Origin of the sequence: Paenarthrobacter sp. NPDC090520 (genome assembly GCF_044769205.1) — a bacterium.
Lineage (GTDB): Bacteria > Actinomycetota > Actinomycetes > Actinomycetales > Micrococcaceae > Arthrobacter.
The window spans coordinates 46,809-67,386 of record NZ_JBIVXM010000024.1 but is presented as its reverse complement, the minus strand read 5'-3'; the positions used below and the strand labels follow the sequence as shown (position 1 = coordinate 67,386).

Genomic DNA, 20,578 nt, shown 5'->3' with positions numbered 1-20,578 from the left:
ATCAGCTTCCTCTTCGTCGAAGTCGGCCGCGGCCTGCCCGCCCTGGTCCTGCTCTACCTGCTCTACTTCAGCCTCCCCGACGCCGGGATCACCCTGACCTCCCTGACCACCGCCATCATCGCCCTGACCTGGAACACCGGCGCCTACGCCTCCGAATACTTCCGCGCAGGCATCGCCTCCGTCCCCCTGGGCCAAAAAGAAGCAGCCCTCACCACCGGACTCCGCGGCTGGACCGGATTCCGGCTCATCATCCTCCCCCAAGCCCTCCGCATCTCCACCCCACCCCTGGCCGGCCTCGCCGTCCTCGTCTTCCAAGGCTCCGCCCTCGCCTTCGTCATCGCCGTCCCCGAACTCATGTCCAAAGCCTTCGAAATCGGCTCCATCACCTTCGAATACCTCTCCGTCTACACCCTCACCGCCATCATCTACGGATCCCTCACCCTGGTTTTCCTCGGCGCCGTCAAACTCCTCGAAAACCGCCTCGGCCGCCACCTCCAACGCAACTAACACCACCAACACACGCCAGGCCTGCTCCGTAAAGGTCGCTTCCAAGGGATCGGTTCCACAGACCGAGAACCAAGCCGCACCAAAAGCACCACCTCCGTTCCCATCAATCGGGGTTCAACCCCATCAAAGAGATAGAAGAAAGAGTCACCATGTCGCGAACAACCCGTTCCCTCGTGCGCGTACTTTCGGCCGGCACCGCCGCCGGCCTGGTCGCCCTCTCCCTCGCCGCCTGCGGAGGCGGCGGCGACGCCTCCGCCGGCTCGGGCGACTGCACCCCGGCCCACAAGGACCTCAAGACCGTTACGCAGGGTGAACTGACCGTTGCCAGTTACGACTACTACCCCGCGACGAAGGTTGAGGGCGACACCGTCACCGGTCTCGAGGGTGACCTCATTGGCGAGATCGCCAAGCTCGAATGCCTGAAGGTCACCGTCAGCACCTCAGGCGGCGCGGGAGCCGTGATCCCCTCCGTGCAGTCCAAGCGCGTGGACATCGGATCCGGCAGCTGGCTCCGTACCAAGGAACGCAAGAAGATCGTCTACCTGAGCACCCCGCTCTGGAATGACCCGCAAGCGATCATTTCCAAGACCGGTCTGACCAGCGACAAGCTGGAAGGAAAGATCATCGGCTCGGTGGCCGGCAACCTCTACAACAACAGCCTGCAGCAGTGGCTCGGCGACAAGTTCAAGGTTTACCAGGATGACGAATCCATCTATGGCGATCTGAAGGCAGGCCGCATCGACGGCATCGTGGCTTCTGCGGCCTCCGCCAAGGGCCGCTTCAAGGACGCCCCCATCGATGGAGCGACTGTGGTGGACGTGACCCCGAATCCCAAGGTTCCCGAGTTTGCTGCGGTTGGCCAGGTCATGCTGCCTTCGAGCCTGGACAACCAGGAACTCGGCAAGGCACTGGACGAGGACATCACCAAGCTACGCGAAAACGGCACCATCAAGAAGATCCTCGAAAAGTACGGACTGGACCCCGCCGTTGGACAGCCCGGAGCTCCCAACGAACTCTAAGGCGTAGAGAAAACGTGAGAAGGGCACTGGATTTCCATCCAGTGCCCTTCTCACGTCCAGTGGAGTGCCCGCTTTGCTGTACTCATAAGCCAGCCGTCGAGAGGGAAGTCCGGGCATCTTCGGGACCGCTCCCGTCCGGTTCAGTAGGTTCCACGGGTTCGAAGATCGAAGCCGAGCGAATCAGTATGCAGCGGAAACTTCGTCTCCACTAGGGAGCCTTTGACGCGGGATAGGCGATAAGGACCGTTGCCGAGATAATCCAGATGACTCCAAGTGATGCGAGCGAAAGTGCGCTTCCCCATCCACCGACCGAGGTGGTAAGGATCGCGCCTCCCGCTGACGCGCTGGTACGAAGGCCTGCGCTGACCGAGAATACTTGGGACTTGAGGCCATGTCCGCTGTGCCGGTCACGCAACAAAAGCATGGCTGTTGTTGTTGAGGCCGTGAAGACTCCGGAAAGAGCGATGGTGACGACTGCCCAGACCTGGCCCATGTCCAAGGCCGCCAGTATCGTGAAAACCCCTGTTGCGACAAAGCCGGCGGCCATGGTGCGGTGCGGCTTCGCGCGGCTTGGCCGAATGGTTTCCACAAGCACGCCTGCCAGGCTCCCAAGCGCGAAGGCAGTGACGAGGCCAGCACCCTCCTGCGGAGATCCGCTGCGGTCAACAGACAGCGCAACAAGGGCTATGGCCAACCCTCCCTGCCCCACCTGGGTCAGCGTCGAGGAAAGGGTGACCACCGCCAAGGGGCGGTGGGCGAAGGTCCGTTGTAGCCCTGCCTTAATGACCGCCATCGCCGGAGTTGCCGTACGATTGCCGCGGCGCGCTTTGAGCACGCCCACGCACATGGTCCCGGCCAAAGCAATCGCAGCCAATGTGAAGAGAGCCGTCTGTGCACTGAGGAACGCCGCGAGGAGGGCAACCAGCGCTGGGCCAGCCACTGCAGCGACGTTATACGAAAGCGCGTCATAGGCGAAGGCACGTCGCTTATCGGGAATGACATCCCAGGCAAAGCTGGACATCCCTCCCATATAGAAGGGCGAAACCGCCCCAGCGATGGCCATGCCTACGACTACCATCAAAGGCAGCTCACGACTGAACATGGCTGCCACAGCGAACGCTGTGGCAGTCAGCAGCCCCGAGGCTGCGACGGGGACGGCTGGCCGGCGTGCCATGTCCAAAGCGGCCCCTGCCACTGGAGCGGCAATGACGCTGGGTCCCAGGAAGGCAGCAACAAGAACACCGCCCATCGCAACATTGCCCGCCTGTTCGATGGCCAGGACGGGAAGCGCGACAAGGGAACCCGCCATTGCCGTTCTTTGTGGAATGGAAGCTGCCAAGTATCCAGAGGCGCTCAAAGTTATGCGATCCTTTCACGGTGGTAGTCACAGTGCGCGGCCCATGCTGCGATTTAAACGCCTGACCGCCTGCCGCTATCCGACTCGAAATCGGTATAGCGGCAAGCGGTCAGGCTTGTGTCAATGCTGGATGGTCACAGAGCGCTGGCTAGTTCCACTGAACCTGCGGTATGGGCACCTGCAACTGGAGAGACCTCGACATGTTCTGTGCGGTCATCACGTTCGGGAAGTGCAGATCGATCGACGACGGCTGGGTAGCGTTCGCTGAGGTGGGAGACTGCGAGGTTCGTGCCAGTTTCCGCTGCGTGCGCATCCACCCAGGCGAAAGCCAGATAGTGAAGCGTTTCCGGGTCTTCCGCGACGCTGGTGACGTATCCAACCACAGCCTGGCCGTCCGTGACTGGTGCCCCCGGGATGGCCGCGTGGCGCTTGTCTTCCAGTGCCAACCGTACAAGCACGCGGTGGCCCTGGCGGAGCGCTCCACGCTTGGACGGGCGCGCAAGACCGGTTTCATGAAGGTTATCCTGGGGCCCGTATTCGATGCCGAAGGCTGGTGTCCCGTTCGCGATCCGCAGCGCCGCAAGGGCATCGGTCCCCATGGCCGAGATCCGCCAGTCTGCTCCGGCTTCCAGTAGCAGATCCCACAGGAACAGGCCGTGTTCCGTGGCTGTATACAGTGTCCAACCGCCTAGCCCGGTGGTTGTTTCGGCTACAGCCCGGACCGGAATACCGCCCACGTCCAGGACGGGCGCTTCCGATGACGCATTTGCGGGCAGTGCCCCTCGGGTCACTGTTTCGAGAACTGATGCGGCGTCGGGACCCACGAGTACCAAGGCGGTGGTTCCGGAAGAGACGTCCAGGATGCTGGTCTCCTGCAGGAAGGCCGTTTCGCGCTGGAGGTGCCAGATGTCTTCGGGAACGCTGCCGATGACCACATAGGAATCACTGGAAGTGCAGATAATCGTCAGGTCCGCCGCGATACCGCCGGAGGCGTTGATGATGAAGGCTGTGGTGGAGGTGTCGACGTCCAGAGAGAGCTCCTGTGACAAGAGTTCCTCCAGATGCTGCCTCGCACCAGGACCTCGAACTTCGAAGCTGGACACTGCACCGGCGTCGCCGAGGCCCACACTGGATCGTGCGTTGCGCGCTTCGACGGAGATCCGGGGGGACCATCCGTAGGAGCACCAGGAGTCCCTGTCGACCAACGAACCGGCAGGGTTGGTGCTCTCGTACCACAAGGGGCGTTCCCAGCCGCCGGGGGTACTGCCGAACTTGGCTCCAAGCGCCTCCTGCCGCAGGTAGAAGGGAGTCGTTGCGAACTTCCGCAACTGTTTGGTCTGCCAGCGAGGGTGGGCTATGTCGTAGACCTCGTCATAGTTTTCGCTGGCTCGGGCGATGCTGGCTGAACGTGTGAGGTGCGTTTGGTCGAAGCGGCGGAAGTCGAGGGTCGTCGTGTCGATCCCGGGGTCTCCTGTGACGATCCAGTCGGCGAGTACGCCGGCAACCCCAGCGGACTGTGTCAGCCACACGGATTCACCGAGCCAGAGCCCGCGCACCCCCGGGACCTCTCCCAACAGCGGGTTGCCGTCAGGGGTGAATGAGAAGATGCCGTTGTAGCCGTCAACCGGCTCGCAGTCCGCGGCCTCTGGGAAGAGCCGTTGGAGCTCGGCCCAGCCGCCCTTGAGGTCTTCCCATGTCAAGGGGTGGATCGCCGGCTCAACGCGGGTCCTGGAGAATTCTTCCGGACCCGCGATGTCTTCCTGTTCAACAGGTATGACGCGGTGCTCGTAGCTACCCCACAACAAACGTTCTCCGTACTGCCGGAAGTACGATCCCGTGGCCTGGTGACGGATCATGGGGAGATCCAGTTCCTGCTCATCGCTCATGCCTGCAAGGGTGGGCAGGACGCTGGTGGACGAAGAGCAGTGCTCCATGGGTACCATCGGCAGTTCCAGGCCGAGCAGTTTGCCCAAACCTGGCCCCCACAACCCGGCGCACACGACGACGACGTCGGCGTCCAGTTGCGTCGTGCCTTCAGGAAGCCGTTCGCCCTTGCAGGGGTTGCCGGGCACCTCGGGTGTCGTGCGGACATTGACACCTGACACACGATCGTCGTCGATCCGGAAGCCTGTGACCTGGGTGTGGCCAAAGAATCGCGCGCCGTTTTCAATGGCGCGGCGTGCTTGCCATTCCACGGCGCGGACAGCCTTGACCACGCCATCGGTCGGCGTGTGCAAGCCGCCGAGGACACTTGAAGTATCCAGAGCAGGGAACAATTCCGCGCACTTTTCGGGAGAGACGATGCTGGCTGGCACCTTCCAGGATTCGGCCAGGTTGTGACGACGGTGCAAGTACTGCAGACGCTCCTCGTCGCAAGCGAGTTCGAGTCCACCGACACGCTTGAGGATCCACTGGCCATCCAGGGTGGCGCCGTCCAGCTTGTCCAACGTCCGGCGCGCGAGCTCTGTCATGACCGCCGAGCCGGTGGTCTGGAATGCGAAGCCTGGGGCGTGCGAAGACGATCCACCTGTCCGGTACAACGGACCCTGATCGACGACGGTGACCGCCTTCATACCCTGACGGGTCAGGTCATCGGCCAATGCGGCACCAACAACACCAGCCCCGATGATGAGGATCCGGGTATCTGTGTCAATTCGGGCGTTCGCCACGGTATCTCCCTTGCGATAAGAGACGTCCACGTCTCAAGTGAAAGAGTCACTGGTTGGGTCCCGCCACGTCAGGCTCCCTGACGGGAGCGTGGCGGTTCCAAGATTTGGTAGCCGAACGCGGGATGGCCAGTCAGCGCATGTCGGTTGAATCACAGTATATGTGAGATATGTGATCACAAGCGACACTTTACGGAATCAATTTTCCCCACCCGCCTCAATGCAAGGACCTATGCCTCCGGGAGGCCGTTCCGGAGGCAGGCGATGAAGTCTTCAGCGGAGGGTGAACTCCGCGGGCCGCGCGCGACGTAGAGCTCTGTTTGGGGTCTCCCGGCGATCGGGCGGGTGGTGATTCCGGGCATGTGGAACCGCTGGATGGATTGGGGAAGGACTGAGATTCCCAGCCCTGCGGCTACGAGTCCGAGGACGGTTTCCTGATGGATGGCTTGTTGTGCGACCAGTGGCGGTGTGGGCAGGTGTTCGATGAGACGGAGCACCCGCGAGACGAAACCGGGCATCAGCCGATAGGGAAACAGGACCATCGGCTCCCGCTCGAGTTGCTCCGCCGCAATTTCGGGGCAAGCGGTCAATGGATGGGTTTCCGGGAGTACGACCACCAAGTCCTCGGTACTGAGCAACTCGAGCCTGAGCCCAGGGATCTGTCCAGGATCCCGAAGTAATCCAAGATCCAGCTCGCCGTCGAGCAACTGCTCCACCTGTTCGCCGCTGGTCAAGGGTGCCAACACAAGCTCGACGCGCGGGCGGAACGCCCGGAACGCCCGAATTGCTTCCGGGACGGTGGTGTAGCTGGCCGAGCTGACGAATCCCAGCCGCAACTTTCCGCTTCTGCCGGCAGCTACGTCCGCAACGTCCCCGGCAGCTTCGTCGAGCTCGGCGAGGGCAGAAGCCGTTTTGTCCCTGAAGGCCTCCCCTGCAGGGGTGAGGGTGACGCGGCGGGTGGTCCGGTCAAACAGTTGGACGCCAAGTTCGTGCTCGAGCCGCTTGATGGCCACGGTGAGTGGCGGTTGGGTGATGTGCAGGCGCTCGGCGGCGCGGCCGAAGTGCAATTCATCGGCTACGACCAGGAAGTAGCGGAGCTGTCGAAGTTCCATGACGTCGATTCTTTCGATCTGCAGTAACAATGGCAAGTAAAAAGATATTGGACGCAAGGACTTCGGGGGTGAGTAACTGGATGCAGCGAGAAACCGCACCATGCAAACCGAAGGAGCAACCCCATGGAATCGTTCGAATACGTCGTTGTCGGAGCCGGTCTGTCCGGCGCGGCCACAGCCTGGCAACTTGCCTCCCGCGGCCACGACGTGGCCCTGCTCGAACGGACCACCCCGGCCAATGACGCCGGCAGCTCCCACGGCTCTGCCCGGATTTTCCGCTACGCCTACCCGGACGCTTTCTACACGGGCCTGGTCCAGGAAGCCAAGACGGGCTGGGACGAACTCGCCCGGCTCTCCGGCAAACAGCTCATCACACCGCACGGCGCCGTGGACTACGGATCCATCCGCCAACCCGAACGCCTCGCTGCCGTCCTGGAAGCACGCGGCATCGAGCACGAACTCCTGACCGCGAAGCAAGCCCAGGACCGCTGGGGCCAGATCGCCTTCGACACCGACGTCCTCTGGCACCCCGGCGCCGGTGTCATCGACGCCCACGAATCAGTCACCGCCATGGTGGACCAGGCAGTGGCCCACGGCGCTGCCCTGCACACCAACTGGGCCCTCGCCTCCATCACCGGAACCGCCGGCGACTACACCCTGACTTCCGAGGACGCCCGCAGCGTCAAGGCAGCGAACGTGATCGTCGCCGCCGGCGGCTGGCTCCCCCAACTCCTCGGGTCCCTCTCCCTGCCCGCAGGGTTCCTCGCGACCATGCCTACGTTCGAGGTCCGCCAGGAACAGGCCTACCACTTCCCCTACATCGACGGGACCGATCCGGCCACCTGGCCCACCTTCATCCACAAGCGCGAAGGCTGGCAGGCCTACGGCCTTCCCGGCGGCCGGGACGCCGGCTTCCACGGCCAGAAAGTCGCTGAATACAACGGCGGCAAGATCCTGCCCTCGGCCGCGGACCAGGACGGACAGATCAGCGCCGAGAACCGCCGCCGGGTCATCGACTACGTCGAAAAGTACCTGCCCGGCGTCGTCCCGGAACCGTACGCCGAGACCACCTGCCTGTTCACCAACACCCCCACCGAGGACTTCATCATCGACCGCGCCGAGGGCGTCACCATTCTCTCCCCCTGCTCGGGCCACGGCGCCAAATTCGCACCGCTGATCGGCCAACTCGCCGCCGACCTCGCCACCGGCACCGGAACCGTCCCCGAACAGTTCAGCCTCGCCGTTCACGCCACAGCAGCAGGAGCACACGCATGACCAACACCACCGGCAGCCTCACCAACCAGACAAGCCCCACTCACCGGACAGGCACGACGGCGGCAACGGTCACCGGACTCATGTCCGACATCGCCCACCTGGGCACCGACCCGATCCGCGGCGGCTACACCCGCCCTGTCTACTCCACCGCCGAGCTCGACCTCCGGTCATGGTTCATCGACCAAGCCACACAACGTGGCCTAGCCGTGGAAACGGACCGCAACGGGGCCATCTGGGCCTGGTGGGACACCCCGGGCAAGGACCGGACCAACGCTCTCGTCACCGGAAGCCACCTCGACTCCGTCCCCGGCGGCGGACCCTTCGACGGCCCCCTCGGCGTCGCCTCCGCCCTCGTGGCCGTGGACATCCTCAAAGCCCGCGGTACCAACCCGACCCGGCCACTCGCCGTCGTGGTTTTCCCCGAGGAGGAAGGTTCCCGCTTCGGCGTCGCGTGCCTCGGGTCCCGGCTCATGACCGGGGGCATCGACCCGGACAAAGCCCGGAACCTTCGCGACCCCGACGGCAACACCTTCGCCGACATCGCCAAAGCCAACGGCCTGGACCCGCGTTATGTCGGCAAAGACAGGGAACTACTGGGCCAGATCGGCGCCTTCGTTGAACTCCACGTCGAACAAGGCCGTGGACTGATCGATCTTAACCAGCCCATCGCCATCGCCTCCTCCATCCTCGGCCACGGCCGCTGGAAGCTCAGCATCAATGGCCAAGGCAACCACGCCGGCACCACCCTCATGGCCGACCGGCACGACCCCATGGTCGCCGCCTCCCGCACCGTTGTCGCAATCCGCGATGCGGCTCGCAAACAGCCACAGGCTCGGGCGACCGTCGGCCGGCTCCAACCCGTCCCCGGTGGAACCAACGTCATCGCCTCCCGCGTGGACTTCTGGCTCGACGTCCGGCACCCCGACGACGCCATCACCGCATCAGTAGTGGAAGCCATCCACGCCCAAGCCCAACTCATCGCCGCCGACGAAGGCTGCACCGTCACTCTGAGCGAAGAATCCCTCAGCCCGACCGTCCACTTCGACCCCGGCCTGCAACAACAACTCCAACTCGCCCTTCCGGACGCGCCCATCCTGGACACCGGCGCCGGACACGACGCAGGCGTCCTCTCCCCCTACGTCCAAACGGCCATGGTGTTCGTCCGGAACCCCAGCGGCATCTCCCACTCCCCCGAAGAACACGTGGTGGACGAAGACGCCGAAATTGGAGCCCAGGCGCTGGCAGACGCACTCGCCAGCCTCCTTGACTAACTGAATACCAGCACCCGCGCCGACCCAATCGGCGCGGGTGTTTTCCTCTGGCCCCAGAGGAACCCAAGATTTTCCGGGCCCCGCCCGGACACTGCTTTGTCAAAGAGGACAAGGCTCCATTCGAGAGAAGGAAACACGTGAATCCGGTCGCACCAGACCTGTACACCGTTGATGGCACCAGTGAGACCGCGACACACAATGTGTGGCGGATCCGGGAGGATCTCTGGGAATACCTGACCTACACGGCGGAGAAGATGGGAGGTGGGCATTCTGCCGAAACGAGGCGCCGGCTCAGCGAGGACATCCTTCAGGTGCTGGACAGGTTGGAACTGGTGGAAGGCCACTGGGCAACGCCGGGGCTGGCCGCCATTGAGGAACTGCGGTTGTTGATCAACGACGGCGACCCCGTCGCCTTGGGCGAAGCGATCGAGAGACTCAAGGGCCGGCGACGGCGGCAGGCACGTGCGGAGTCCTCCCGCGTATCCCCGTCAGCCCGTGAGGATGTATCTGACGGGCGTCCCCGTTTCGAAGTGCTGCTCGTGGATGACTGCACGCTCGAGGACGGGGCCGGGTTTGTCCAGCAGATGCTTGCCCAACGCCGGCCCCAAGACCCATTTGTCTACGAGATCAACATTGTTCCAAGCTACGAAGATGCCGTAGCAGCCTTGCTGTTGAACACCGACATCCAAGCATGCATTATCCGGCCAGGCTTCAAGACCCGTTCCCGAAGGCCGCTGGAGCAGGACATCAAGGACTTCGTGGCCGCCAACGGTCCAAACGATCTGGACCCGGCCCGCCCCATCCAGAGGATCCTCGCGTTGGCCGAGAAGGCTGCAGAACTCCGGCCTAGCCTGGACCTTTACCTGGTGGCCGGAGTTTCCATCGAAAAACTCGGCGGTTCCCTCACCAGCCGCTTCAGCAGAATCTTCCTGCGCGCAGACAGCCTCGAACTCCACCTCTCCATCCTTAAAGGAGTGGGCGAACGCTACGAAACCCCCTTCTTCACAGCCATCCAGAACCACAGCCGCCGACCCGGTGGAGTGTTCCATGCACTGCCCGTCTCCAGGGGCGGTTCAGTCTCCAACTCCAAATGGATCAAGGACATGGAAGAGTTCTACGGCTTGAACCTCCTGCTCGCCGAAACATCGGCCACCTCTGGTGGCCTTGATTCGTTGCTGGACCCTCACGGATCCATCAGGGACGCGCAACGCCTGGCCGCCCGCGCTTTTGGCGCCCGGCAAACGTTCTTCGTCACGAACGGCACTTCGACGGCGAACAAGATTGTCCATCAAGCCATCCTGGCCCCGGGTGACGTGGTCCTCGTTGACCGGAATTGCCACAAATCCCACCACTACGCCATGGTCCTGGCCGGTGCCAAGGTTGCCTACCTTGAGGCATACCCGATGGATGAGTTCTCGCTGTATGGGGGCGTCCCCACGTCCTCCATCAAGAAGATGCTTCTGGACTACCGAGCCTCGGGCCGGCTGGACGAAGTGAAAATGATCGCCCTCACCAACTGCACCTTCGATGGGATCGTGTATGACGTAGAGCGCGTCATGGAGGAGTGCCTGGCCATCAAACCAGACCTCGTCTTCCTCTGGGACGAAGCCTGGTTCGCGTTCGCCGGGTTCCATCCCATCTACCGCCGCCGCACGGCCATGGCGGCCAGCCAAGCCCTCGAGCAACGCTTCCAGGCTCCGGCGGCCCGCGAAAAGTATGCCGCCCAGGCCGCCGAGTTGTTCGATCCCGTGACCGGGGAACCCCACAACGACGATCTCTGGTTGAACACCCGCCTTGTCCCGGACCCGGACAGAGCCCGGATCCGGGTCTACGCAACCCAGTCGACGCACAAAACCCTCACGTCCCTGCGCCAGGGATCGATGATCCATGTCCATGACCAGGACTTCGCACACCTTACGGAGGAGGCCTTCCGGGAGGCCTACATGACCCACACCTCCACCTCACCCAATTACCAGATCCTGGCCTCCCTGGATATCGGGCGCCGGCAGGCAGAACTTGAAGGCTGCGAACTGGTACAGAAGCAGGCCGACCTCGCTGCCAGCGTGGCGACCGCGATCGAACAGCACCCGCTGCTCAGAAAGTATTTCCGCATCCTCAGCACGTTGGATCTCATTCCAGAAGAGTTCCGCACCAGCACATCGCCCATGCCACTGGTGGATGGCCTCGCCAGAATGGCCCAGGCCTGGAAGAACGATGAGTTCGTGGTGGACCCGAGCCGGCTCACCATGTATATCGGCGCCACAGGGGTCGATGGAGACACCTTCAGGCATGAGTACCTCATGGACGGCCACGGTATCCAGGTCAATAAGACCTCTCGCAACAGTGTGTTGTTCATGACCAACATCGGCACGTCCCGCAGCTCGGTGGCGTACCTGATCGAAGTCCTCGTCAAACTGGCCGAGTCTTTCGAAGCAGCTGCATCCTCGCGAAGCCCGAGGTCCCGGGCCGCCCACAACCGCATGGTCACCCGGCTTACCAAGGGTGCCCCGCCGCTGCCGGACTTCAGCAGCTTCGCCTCCAGATTCCGCACCGACGAGGCGCTGCCGGATGGTTGTATCCGCACGGCGTACTTTGAAACCTACAAGCCCGATTCCTGCGAGTACCTCACCGATTCAGGCGTCCGCAAGCGGCTCGCCGCAGGAGAGGAAGTGATCTCCGCGGCCTTTGTGACTCCGTACCCGCCAGGTTTCCCCGTACTGGTCCCAGGCCAGCTCCTCGACACCAACGTGCTCGACTTCATGGCAGCCCTGGACACCAAGGAAATCCATGGCTATGACAAACACCACGGGTACCGGGTGCTGCGGATACAACCGGAAGCCCTGACAGGCCAGCTCTAGGAATACGAACAGGGCGGCTGGATCCAAGAGGATCCAGCCGCCCTGTTCGTTTTCTTCGGGTCTGGTTAGTGGGCCTGGTTAGTGGGAGAAGCCAGCCGCGGTTTCGCTCAGGTTCTTGCCCTTGGTTTCAGGTGCCAGCCACTGCGAGAGGATGGCACCGAGCAGCGTGAGGCCTGCCGCCACCAGCATGGTGACCTGGGGTCCGTAGTTCGCCACCGACCACGGGAGCAAGAAGGTGCCTGCACCCGCGCCAATGCGGCTGACAGCGGTGGCAAAGCCGGTGCCGATCCCCCGGATCTCCGTCGGGAAGACTTCACCGGGGTAGATGCCCGTCAGGGTGTTGTAACCGGCGTTGAAGAACGAAAAGAGCAGGAAGCACACAAGGACCACCCATGCCGGGGCACCTGCCCACAGTCCAATGACCAAGAGCAGCGCGAAGCAAAGCCACTGTGGCGGGACCGTGAGGAACCGGCGTCCGGCACGGTCGATCAGGATGACCGTCAGGATCACCCCTGCCGTAGCGACCGCCGACAGACCGACTCCTCCGGCCAGCCCCTGGCTCAGCCCGTAACCCTTCAGGACGCCTTCAGCGAAGGTGGCAATGGCGAAGTAGGGCGTGACGGCGCATAGCCAGAACATCGAGCAGAACAGCGTGGCACGCCAATAGCGGCGGGAGAAGAGCATCTTGAAGCTGCCTTGAGGGCGCGCCTGCTCGTGTTCGAAGTCGTCTGCGCCGCCGCCTGTCTCCATGTACTTCTGCGCAACGGCACGGGCCTCATCCCTTCGGCCTTTGTTCCATAGCCATCGGGGAGATTCCGGGAGGCCAATCCGGGCAAGGAGGAGGATCACCGCGGGGATCGTGCTTGATCCGAGGATGATGCGCCAGTCGACGGAGGTGGTGGTGGTCAGTGCGTACCCCACAATGAACGCGACCATAAAACCGACATAGAACGCCACCAGCGTCAGTCCCATGAGCCGGCCACGGAGCCGTGCAGGGGCAAATTCGGACATGAGGGGCCAGCCCACAGAGTACTCAACGCCCACGGCAACCCCCATCAAGAGCCGGACCAGGAACAACTGCCAGGGTTCGTGGACAACGAATTGAAGCGCTGAGCCGACCACAAAGATGCCCATGTCGATCATGAACAACGGCTTGCGGCCGAATTTATCCCCGAGCCAGCCGCCGATGGGCGAGCCCACCAGAATCCCCACGAGGGAGGAGGCGACGATCAGGCCTTCCCACAGAGGCGTGAAGTGCAGCTCAGTGGTAATGGAACCGATCACCGTTCCGATGATTCCCAGGATGTATCCATCGAGGAACATGCCTCCCACGAGGACTGCCGTGAGCCGGGTGAGGAAACGCTTCTTATAGGCGGCCGTCGCCGGACTGTCAGGCAGGACCGTTTTGTTGATTACAGACACACATCGCTCCTAGCGCTAAGAGTGGAAGACATTATTTCTCCTTCGTCGTTGAGGGATTGTGTTCGGTAGGGGGCTGCCGCGCCCCGGCCACAGTGGGAGCCGCCCGGCTGCGCCTGGGCGTGTGGCTATCATCACACACTAATGTAATCTGTGATCACATATCGCGTCAATGGTTGGGTGTAACACTCAGGTAAATTCGAGGTCACCATTCCGCCAAAAAGCGAGTGGACCCGAGGAGAACTTTCTCCTCGGGTCCACTCGACTGCTTCAGTTATGTTCCCCCGTTGCGCAGGACAACAGTTCAGCGCAGGACCACCGTTATGGGCCCTAGGACAGAGCGGCCGCCTTGGCCGCGTGAAGCTCAGCAATACCCTTTGCGTCACTCGGCCGCATACTGGTGTTTTCCTCCTGCTCCTGGGGTGCCCAGATATCCCCAACAGTGAACCCATAAGGGAAGGGATCATCGTGGTCCAGAACCCAGGTGCTGAAACCTGTAATCCACGCCTGCCCACTGATGGTGGGTACTACGCCCTGACGGTCGTTGATGGTGACTTCTTCAACCAACTCCCCCGTGTACACGTTGCCCAGGATTCCCTCGTGGCGGAATGGCTCGTTCAATGCCAGCTCGCCCTTTGCGTGGAGCGCGGCCATCTTTGCGCACGTTCCGGTACCACACGGGCAACGATCCACTCCACCGGTCCAGGTTGCCGGATTGTCGAACTCGACGGGTCCGCTGGCAACCGTCACGGCGTTCTTACGGTCCGCATTGGGATTGTCCGTGAGACCTGACAGCTGCGAGATGGTGATGCCGATGCCCGGATAGTCCGGGTGGGCCACGGGCAGCTGGTCCTGCGCCGCCCGGAGGATCAGGGAAGAGATACGGGTAATGTCCCGTCCGCGTTCCGGGACCAGGTCCAGGCCCTCGAACTGGCGGACGTCGGCGATGACATAGAACATGCCTCCCCATGCCACGTCAACGGTTACCTTACCCAGCTCGGGGACGTCAATGACGGCGTCGAGGTACACCGCATAAGCGGGCACGTTCTTAAACTTCACCTGCTTGACCTTGCCATTGCTGCACTCGGCTTCGATGGCAATGAGGCCGGCAGGCGCCTCCAAATTGAATTTCGTGACGGGCTCCTCCATGGGAATCATGCCGGTTTCCAGGAGGACGGTCGCGACGGCGATGGTGTTGCCGCCGCTCATGACCGGGTACTCAACCTGCTCCATGATGATGAAGCCCGCCACAGCGTCGGGGTGCTTGGGAGGCACGACGAGGTTGCAGCACAGCGGCGGGTATCCCCGTGGTTCCCTGAGCATGAGCTTGCGGATCTGGTCATCGTTCTCTTCGAGCCATTTCATTTGCTCATATACCGTGTTGCCGGGAATGTGCGGCACGCCGCCGGTGATCACGCGCATGGGCTCGCCGGAGTGGGTCTCCACGGCGTGGATCATTCGTTTGAAAGACATGTCAGTTTCGCCTTGTTCGTTGAGGTGTGTGGGGAGGTTAGCCGGCAGTGGAACCGGGCTCCGACGCTTGTTCGGCCGCCGGCTCGGCAGCTTTGCGGAGCCTGTCGAGGAGTGCAGGGTCGATGCCAACCTGCTCGGGAAGCTCCGTGTTTTCAAGAGCCGGAAGCCGGACCTGGTGCTCGTTCTGCAGGTGCTCCAGTTGCTTGTTGAGCCGCTCCACCGATCCCACGAAGCTCGCCGGGTCGATGGCCAGCAGGAAGACACCAATACCAGGGGATGTATCGCCGTGGTCGAAGGGGGCGGCGTCCATGGAGAACTTGGCTCCGGAGAGCGTGGCCAGTACCTCAACCAGCAGGGCGATGTTGCCGCCGCGATGTCCGCCAAAGGGAAGGAGGGTTCCGCGCAGGGCTTCATCGGCGACGGTCGTGGGTTGCCCCTGGGAGTCCAGCGCCCAGCCCGTAGGAATGGGGTCGCCTGCCTCGGCGGCACGTCGAATATTGACAAAGGCAGTGGACGATGAGGCCTGGTCGATGACTATAGGCAACTTCCCGGCGCGCGGAATTCCGTAGGCCAAGGGGTTCGTGCCCAGGATGGGCTTAGGGGCTCCGCCGAGCGACATGAGTGAAGGGCTGTTGGCGGTGGCAACGGCGATGAAGCCCCGCTGCGCCAGGTGCCTTGCGTAGTAGCCCAGTTCACCACAGGTGTAGGACCCGCGAATCCACATTGCCGCGAGGCCCGCTTCCCGGGCGGCGACGTCAAACGCCGGCACCGCTTCCTCGAAGGCGACCTGCGCCAGTCCGCCGCGGGCATCCGCATCGATGACGGCTGAGGCCAGCCGTCGGATGTCGGGCTCGTCTGTTGCAGCGATCCGACCGGTTCCATATCCGTCGATGTAGTCGAAAAGGTGACCCACACCGACCGCCCGGTTGCCTACTTGTTCAGCCTCGACCGTGGCTCGGGCCAGGACGCGGGCCGCCCGGTCCCCTGCGCCCTGAGCCAGGAGTGCCCGCTCGCAAAGGGCAGCGAGTTCCTCGCTTGGAATAGTGGTGTTCAAGGATGGGTCCTTTCAGGGTTTGTGCCACATGTGCCCGTCGGGGACGTCAATGTCAGGTAGCCGTCGACCTGAGGCCGCCGGGTCAGCACCTGTCTTGCCGCGGTGCGCCATCTGGCCGTCCGCGGTCTGAGACCATGTGGCTGGTGTCATACTCAGAATGTAATCTGTGATCACATCTCAGTCAATGCTTCATTGAATTGGGTTTGACGAAGGCCCAATCATCGGGTCGGAAATGAGGGAACGCATGACTCAAAGCTCGTCTTCGAAAGCCCGGATCGTCCGCCCCGACAACGTCCCGCGCATTCCGTGGATCAACGGGGCCGGATACACGCGCCAAATCGGAAGTAGACGCGACCCGGCACTGGGCGATGGGTTCATGTGGCGCCTGAGCCTGGCCGACCTCAACGAGGACTCAGCCTTTTCCTGCCTGCCTGGGATTGACCGGATCTTTACGCTTGCCAGCACAGGAAACGTCGAGCTCAGCATCAACGGACAGGCGCACCGACTTGGTCTTGGAAAGACCGCAGAATTCCCAGGAGAAGCCGACGTCCACCTCCGCATGGCGGACCAAAGCCCCCAACTGGGTTTGAACCTCATGACGAATCGCAACGCTGCCATGGGCTCCGTCTCCACCAAGAGACTTGACGGCCCGGTCCTGCTCGACCCCCGATCAGGAGTCGTAGCCGTCACAGTACTGGATGGCTCCGCCTCACTGAGCAGCCGGCGCAGACTCGATCCCCTGGCGACGCTGATTCTGGATACTGGCGCCGAGGAACTCTTTGCGCGCAATTGCCTTCTGGCGATCGTCACGGTTCGGAGCGCGACAAAGGGAATCAGCGGACAGCATGGCCGAGCCATCAGCGTTCGCCTGCGCCATGCCGCGGGTGTGAATTAGTCCGCCTGCGGCCCGCTGCAGTGAAGCAGTCAAAGGCAGCCTGTCCCTCGAGGCATGTGACGAAAGAAAGCACGGCATGAATCCATCCGAGCCTCAAGCCAGTGGCTGCTGGAGCGGACATTCGAAAATCAGACTCTTGTGTGATTTGTGATCACAAGCTAATGTGGTTTGCACAACACTCGAAAGAGGTTGGGCCAGTAGAAACGAATACACGCCGCCGCAACCAGGAACGGTCGGTCCCCATCCGCGGCTCCGCGGCGAACCAGGAAGTGATTCATGCCGAACAAACTTCTTCTGCAGGTCGCAGAAAACAAGAAACTCGAAGCCATTGCCACGCGCAACCGCTTCACCCGCCCCATTGTTGACCGCTACGTCGCAGGACGCGGCGTGGACGAGGCATGGACTGCCACGAAGGCGCTCAACAAGGCCGGCATTGACGTCAGCCTCGACCTCTTGGGCGAATCAGTCCATGACCTGGAACAGTCCAAGCAGGCCACCAAGGAATACCAGGGCGCCATCGAGAACATCCGGAACCGGGCCCCTGGATCCACCGTCTCGGTCAAGCTGTCCCAACTGGGAATCATGATCGATCCCCAGGAGTGTGCCAATAACCTGAAGGCGCTCCTGAATGCGGCAGCCACCAACGAAGCAACGGTCGAAGTCGACATGGAGCACAGTTCGGTGGGCCGCGACACCCTCGCGATCTTCAAAAGCATCCTCCCGGACCACCCCACCACCCGGGTAGCGATCCAGGCAAATATGCGGCAGACTCCCGAAGACCTGCTGTCCTTCACGGACATCAAGCCACGGATCCGACTGGTCAAGGGTGCTTTCGATGAAACGTCGGCCGCAGCACTGAACAGCGCGGAAGAAGTCACCGAGCAGTACAAGTATCTGGCGCGGTGGGCGCTGGAACACCTGCCGGACCCGGCGTTCGGAACCCACGACGACAAATGCATCGACGTCATTAAGAAACGGGCGGCCGAACTCGGCCTGGGAAAGCAGGACTTCGAATTCCAGATGCTGTACGGCGTTCGCCGCAAGCTCCAGGACGAACTGGTCCGCGAGGGGTACAGGGTCCGGGTATACCTCCCCTACGGCACCCAGTGGTATCCGTACCTCATGCGTCGCATGGCCGAGAAGCCCGCGAACCTGCTCCTGTTCCTCCGCTCCCTCATCGGAGGGTAAACAGCATTTTCGCGTAGGCTGGTATGTGATCAAATATCACCATCGATCTTGATGCGGCAGTCAGAGGAGTAACCATGAGCGTCCAAACAACCAGTCCCGTCACCCCCACCTTGGTGGCGGACCAGGTTTATGAGGTTCTGGAAAACGCCATCCTGACCGGCTCGCTCGAAGCGGGGTCTCCCCTGAGGGTTCGTGACCTGGCGGGCATGGTCGGCACCAGCGTCATGCCAGTCCGCGAAGCGATCCGCCGCCTCGAAGAAGCGGGCCTTGCAACGCGCACCCCTCACAAAGGAGCCGTCGTCAAGACCTTTACAGCCACGGAACTGATCCACATCTACGATGTCCGAACCATCCTTGAGGTCCAAGCGGCTACGCAGGGTGCGCCCAATGTCACCGAGCGGGATGTGCGGGCCATGGAAGTGGCCTGCAGTCACATGCTGCAGGCGGTTGCCGAAGGCCGCATCGTGGATGCCTTGGATTTCGATGAAGAAGTCCTCAGGACCCTCTACCAGGCCTCGGGAAATCCTGTCCTGGTCAGCACGATCGAACAATTGTGGCTTCAGTGCCGGCCCTACAAGGTGATTGGCGCAACCGAGGCCGTAGCTAAAAACGACAACACCCTCTGGACACCGCAACCGGCGCTGGTCCAGGCGTTGCTCGACGGAGACACCGCCGCAGCAACCACCATCACCGCAGACTCCCTCGCCAGCGCCCTGCGCAGGCTGGAGCTGCGGCTGGAAACCCACTAACCAACCCGCGACTGCACGGTCCGGGAAACACTCAAAAGGAGACACCCAGAAAATGTCATCTCAGTCCATCGCCGTTTCTGGCAACTTCAAGGTTCCCACGCCCTACAACGAACCCTCCCGTGAATTCCGTCCGGGATCACCGGAAGCCGCCTCGGTGAAAAAGGTCATTGCGGACGTAACCTCCAACGTCCGCGATATCCCCCACGTGATCAACGGCGAACGGTCCATGACCGGCGAACTTCGCGACATCACCGCACCCCACCGCCACTCACAGGTACTGGGCCGCATCCCCACCGCCGATGAAACGGTCATCCAGGCAGCCATCGACTCCGCCCTTGCAGCCCAGCAGGGCTGGTCCCGCACTCCGTGGTGGGAGCGCGCAGCCATCTTCCTCCGCGCCGGCGAGCTTGCCGCGGGAAAGTACCGGGATGAACTGGTAGCGACCACCATTCTCGGCCAGTCCAAGACCTTCCACCAGGCTGAAATCGACGCCGCGAGCGAAGTGGCCGACTTCTTCCGCTACAACGCCCACCTCGCCCAGCAGATCTTCGCCGATCAGCCGGCATCGCTGCAGGGTGAAGGCAACACGCTGGATCAGCGGGGTCTTGAAGGCTTCGTCCTAGCCATTACCCCGTTCAACTTCACCGCGATCGGCAGCAACCTGCCCACCACCCCTGCCCTCATGGGCAACACCGTGGTGTGGAAGCCGTCCGAGAAGTCGGCGCTCAGCAATGACGTCCTGATGCGCATGTTCGAAGAAGCCGGCCTTCCGCCGGGCGTCATCAACCTGGTCCACGGCTCCGGCCGGCTTATTTCCGACTACGCCATGGCACACCCCGACTTCGCCGGCCTTAACTTCACCGGCTCAACCGATGTATTCCGCAGCCTTTGGAAGAAGGCCGGAGACAACATCGAAAAGTACCGCTCCTTCCCCCGCCTCGTCGGCGAGACCGGCGGCAAGAACGCAGTTGTTGCCCACCCCTCCGCCGATCCCGGCGCCCTCCGCGCAGCCCTGATCCGCAGCTCCTTCGAATACTCCGGACAGAAGTGCTCCGCATCCTCGCGCGCCTATATCCCGAACAGCATTTGGGCGCAGATCAAGGACGAACTGGTCGAAACCACCAAGTCCCTGCGCCTTGGCGACCCTGCCGAACACGAGACCTTCACCGGCGCCGTCATCGACGAAGTCTCCTTCCGCAAGCTGGAGGATGCCATCGATAAAGCCAAGGCCCTCCCGAGCCACACCCTGCTGGCCGGCGGCAACGTTCACGGCGAAGAAGGCTGGTTCGTTGAACCCACCATCTTCGAGACCACCGACCCCCACGCCTTCACCATGAGCGAGGAGTTCTTCGGCCCGATCCTCACGGTCTACGTCTACGAGGACCAGGAATGGGAGTCCGTACTTGACCTGGTGGACCAGACCAGCAACTACGCCCTCACCCAGTCCATCTTTGCCAACGACCGCCGCGCCGTCTCGCACGCACTGGACAGGCTCCGCAACTCCTCGGGCATGACGTACATCAACGACAAGCCCACCGGCGCCCTGATGGGCCAAGTGTCCTTCGGCGGTGGCCGCGCTTCGGGCACCAACGACAAGACCGGTTCGCGCCTTGCCTTGCAGCGCTGGCTCAGTGGCCGGTTCATCCACGAGAACTTCTCCCCGTCCTCCGAATGGCGCCAGCCCTACTTGGCCCAGTAGGCGGGAGCCACCAGCCGGCTGGGTGCGCGCCTGCGC

The 20,578-nt window shown here is 62.5% G+C and carries 15 protein-coding genes; 9 read left to right on the top strand and 6 right to left on the bottom strand.

The features are described from left to right. Window positions 1–507: ABC transporter permease subunit (locus ACIQTZ_RS21175; RefSeq protein WP_402983490.1), on the top strand; the 507-nt coding region annotated here is incomplete at its 5' end. Window positions 508–656: 149 nt separating this feature from the next. After that, window positions 657–1,526: a substrate-binding periplasmic protein gene (locus ACIQTZ_RS21170; protein WP_402983745.1), complete on the top strand. Its 870-nt coding sequence runs from the start codon at window positions 657–659 to the stop codon at window positions 1,524–1,526. A gap of 208 nt (window positions 1,527–1,734) precedes the next feature. Here ACIQTZ_RS21170 and ACIQTZ_RS21165 read toward each other — a convergent pair whose 3' ends face one another. The 3 genes from ACIQTZ_RS21165 to ACIQTZ_RS21155 all read right to left on the bottom strand — a co-directional run bounded on the left by ACIQTZ_RS21165 (window position 1,735) and on the right by ACIQTZ_RS21155 (window position 6,661). Further along, the gene (locus ACIQTZ_RS21165; RefSeq protein WP_402983742.1) at window positions 1,735–2,835 is read right to left on the bottom strand and encodes an MFS transporter; all 1,101 of its coding nucleotides are present in this window, start codon (window positions 2,833–2,835) and stop codon (window positions 1,735–1,737) included. Window positions 2,836–3,017: 182 nt separating this feature from the next. Continuing rightward, window positions 3,018–5,552, bottom strand: a complete 2,535-nt coding sequence (locus ACIQTZ_RS21160) for an FAD-dependent oxidoreductase (RefSeq protein ID WP_402983739.1) — start codon at window positions 5,550–5,552, stop codon at window positions 3,018–3,020. Window positions 5,553–5,779: 227 nt separating this feature from the next. Continuing rightward, complete coding sequence (locus tag ACIQTZ_RS21155) at window positions 5,780–6,661, bottom strand: LysR substrate-binding domain-containing protein (protein ID WP_402983736.1); 882 nt, start codon at window positions 6,659–6,661, stop codon at window positions 5,780–5,782. A gap of 123 nt (window positions 6,662–6,784) precedes the next feature. Here ACIQTZ_RS21155 and ACIQTZ_RS21150 point away from each other — a divergent pair, with 123 nt between their 5' ends. The 3 genes from ACIQTZ_RS21150 to ACIQTZ_RS21140 all read left to right on the top strand — a co-directional run bounded on the left by ACIQTZ_RS21150 (window position 6,785) and on the right by ACIQTZ_RS21140 (window position 12,065). Further along, on the top strand, window positions 6,785–7,936 hold the full coding sequence (locus ACIQTZ_RS21150; RefSeq protein ID WP_402983735.1) for an FAD-dependent oxidoreductase: 1,152 nt from the start codon (window positions 6,785–6,787) through the stop codon (window positions 7,934–7,936). Beyond that, window positions 7,933–9,207 carry an allantoate amidohydrolase gene (locus ACIQTZ_RS21145; protein ID WP_402983732.1) on the top strand — a complete coding sequence of 425 codons (1,275 nt, stop codon included), beginning with the start codon at window positions 7,933–7,935 and terminating at the stop codon, window positions 9,205–9,207. The genes ACIQTZ_RS21150 and ACIQTZ_RS21145 overlap by 4 nt, the downstream gene beginning before the upstream one ends. Before the next feature lie 137 nt (window positions 9,208–9,344). Next, entirely contained in the window at window positions 9,345–12,065 is a 2,721-nt protein-coding gene (locus ACIQTZ_RS21140) for an aminotransferase class I/II-fold pyridoxal phosphate-dependent enzyme (RefSeq protein ID WP_402983729.1), read from the top strand. 78 nt (window positions 12,066–12,143) lie between these two features. On the opposite strand, the gene ACIQTZ_RS21135 is transcribed toward ACIQTZ_RS21140, so the two are convergent. The 3 genes from ACIQTZ_RS21135 to ACIQTZ_RS21125 form a co-directional block, all read right to left on the bottom strand. Next, window positions 12,144–13,487 carry an MFS transporter gene (locus ACIQTZ_RS21135; RefSeq protein WP_402983726.1) on the bottom strand — a complete coding sequence of 448 codons (1,344 nt, stop codon included), beginning with the start codon at window positions 13,485–13,487 and terminating at the stop codon, window positions 12,144–12,146. A 327-nt stretch (window positions 13,488–13,814) separates the two neighbouring features. After that, on the bottom strand, window positions 13,815–14,957 hold the full coding sequence (locus ACIQTZ_RS21130) for a proline racemase family protein (protein ID WP_402950684.1): 1,143 nt from the start codon (window positions 14,955–14,957) through the stop codon (window positions 13,815–13,817). Window positions 14,958–14,994: 37 nt separating this feature from the next. Then, the gene (locus tag ACIQTZ_RS21125; protein WP_402983723.1) at window positions 14,995–16,011 is read right to left on the bottom strand and encodes an Ldh family oxidoreductase; all 1,017 of its coding nucleotides are present in this window, start codon (window positions 16,009–16,011) and stop codon (window positions 14,995–14,997) included. A gap of 244 nt (window positions 16,012–16,255) precedes the next feature. Between ACIQTZ_RS21125 and ACIQTZ_RS21120 the strand changes: the two genes are divergently transcribed. The 4 genes from ACIQTZ_RS21120 (at window position 16,256) to pruA (ending at window position 20,542) form a co-directional block, all read left to right on the top strand. Next, window positions 16,256–16,906, top strand: coding sequence for a HutD family protein (locus tag ACIQTZ_RS21120; protein ID WP_402983721.1), 651 nt, complete (start codon window positions 16,256–16,258; stop codon window positions 16,904–16,906). A 276-nt stretch (window positions 16,907–17,182) separates the two neighbouring features. Further along, window positions 17,183–18,094 carry a proline dehydrogenase family protein gene (locus tag ACIQTZ_RS21115; protein WP_402983718.1) on the top strand — a complete coding sequence of 304 codons (912 nt, stop codon included), beginning with the start codon at window positions 17,183–17,185 and terminating at the stop codon, window positions 18,092–18,094. Between the two features lie 74 nt (window positions 18,095–18,168). After that, window positions 18,169–18,843 (top strand): GntR family transcriptional regulator, encoded by a 675-nt coding sequence (locus ACIQTZ_RS21110; protein ID WP_400336526.1) that lies wholly within the window; start codon window positions 18,169–18,171, stop codon window positions 18,841–18,843. Window positions 18,844–18,895: 52 nt separating this feature from the next. Then, window positions 18,896–20,542, top strand: coding sequence for an L-glutamate gamma-semialdehyde dehydrogenase (gene pruA / locus ACIQTZ_RS21105; RefSeq protein WP_402983715.1), 1,647 nt, complete (start codon window positions 18,896–18,898; stop codon window positions 20,540–20,542). Window positions 20,543–20,578 lie beyond the last annotated feature (36 nt).

What these genes read in the sequence shown, in the direction of transcription:
- ACIQTZ_RS21115 (WP_402983718.1), top strand. Translation starts at nt 17,183, where the DNA reads ATGCCGAACAAACTTCTTCTGCAGGTCGCAGAAAACAAGAAACTCGAA.
- pruA (WP_402983715.1), top strand. Translation starts at nt 18,896, where the DNA reads ATGTCATCTCAGTCCATCGCCGTTTCTGGCAACTTCAAGGTTCCCACG.
- ACIQTZ_RS21145 (WP_402983732.1), top strand. Translation starts at nt 7,933, where the DNA reads ATGACCAACACCACCGGCAGCCTCACCAACCAGACAAGCCCCACTCAC.
- ACIQTZ_RS21150 (WP_402983735.1), top strand. Translation starts at nt 6,785, where the DNA reads ATGGAATCGTTCGAATACGTCGTTGTCGGAGCCGGTCTGTCCGGCGCG.
- ACIQTZ_RS21110 (WP_400336526.1), top strand. Translation starts at nt 18,169, where the DNA reads ATGAGCGTCCAAACAACCAGTCCCGTCACCCCCACCTTGGTGGCGGAC.
- ACIQTZ_RS21130 (WP_402950684.1), bottom strand. Translation starts at nt 14,957, where the DNA reads ATGTCTTTCAAACGAATGATCCACGCCGTGGAGACCCACTCCGGCGAG.
- ACIQTZ_RS21170 (WP_402983745.1), top strand. Translation starts at nt 657, where the DNA reads ATGTCGCGAACAACCCGTTCCCTCGTGCGCGTACTTTCGGCCGGCACC.
- ACIQTZ_RS21120 (WP_402983721.1), top strand. Translation starts at nt 16,256, where the DNA reads ATGACTCAAAGCTCGTCTTCGAAAGCCCGGATCGTCCGCCCCGACAAC.
- ACIQTZ_RS21155 (WP_402983736.1), bottom strand. Translation starts at nt 6,661, where the DNA reads ATGGAACTTCGACAGCTCCGCTACTTCCTGGTCGTAGCCGATGAATTG.
- ACIQTZ_RS21165 (WP_402983742.1), bottom strand. Translation starts at nt 2,835, where the DNA reads ATGGCGGGTTCCCTTGTCGCGCTTCCCGTCCTGGCCATCGAACAGGCG.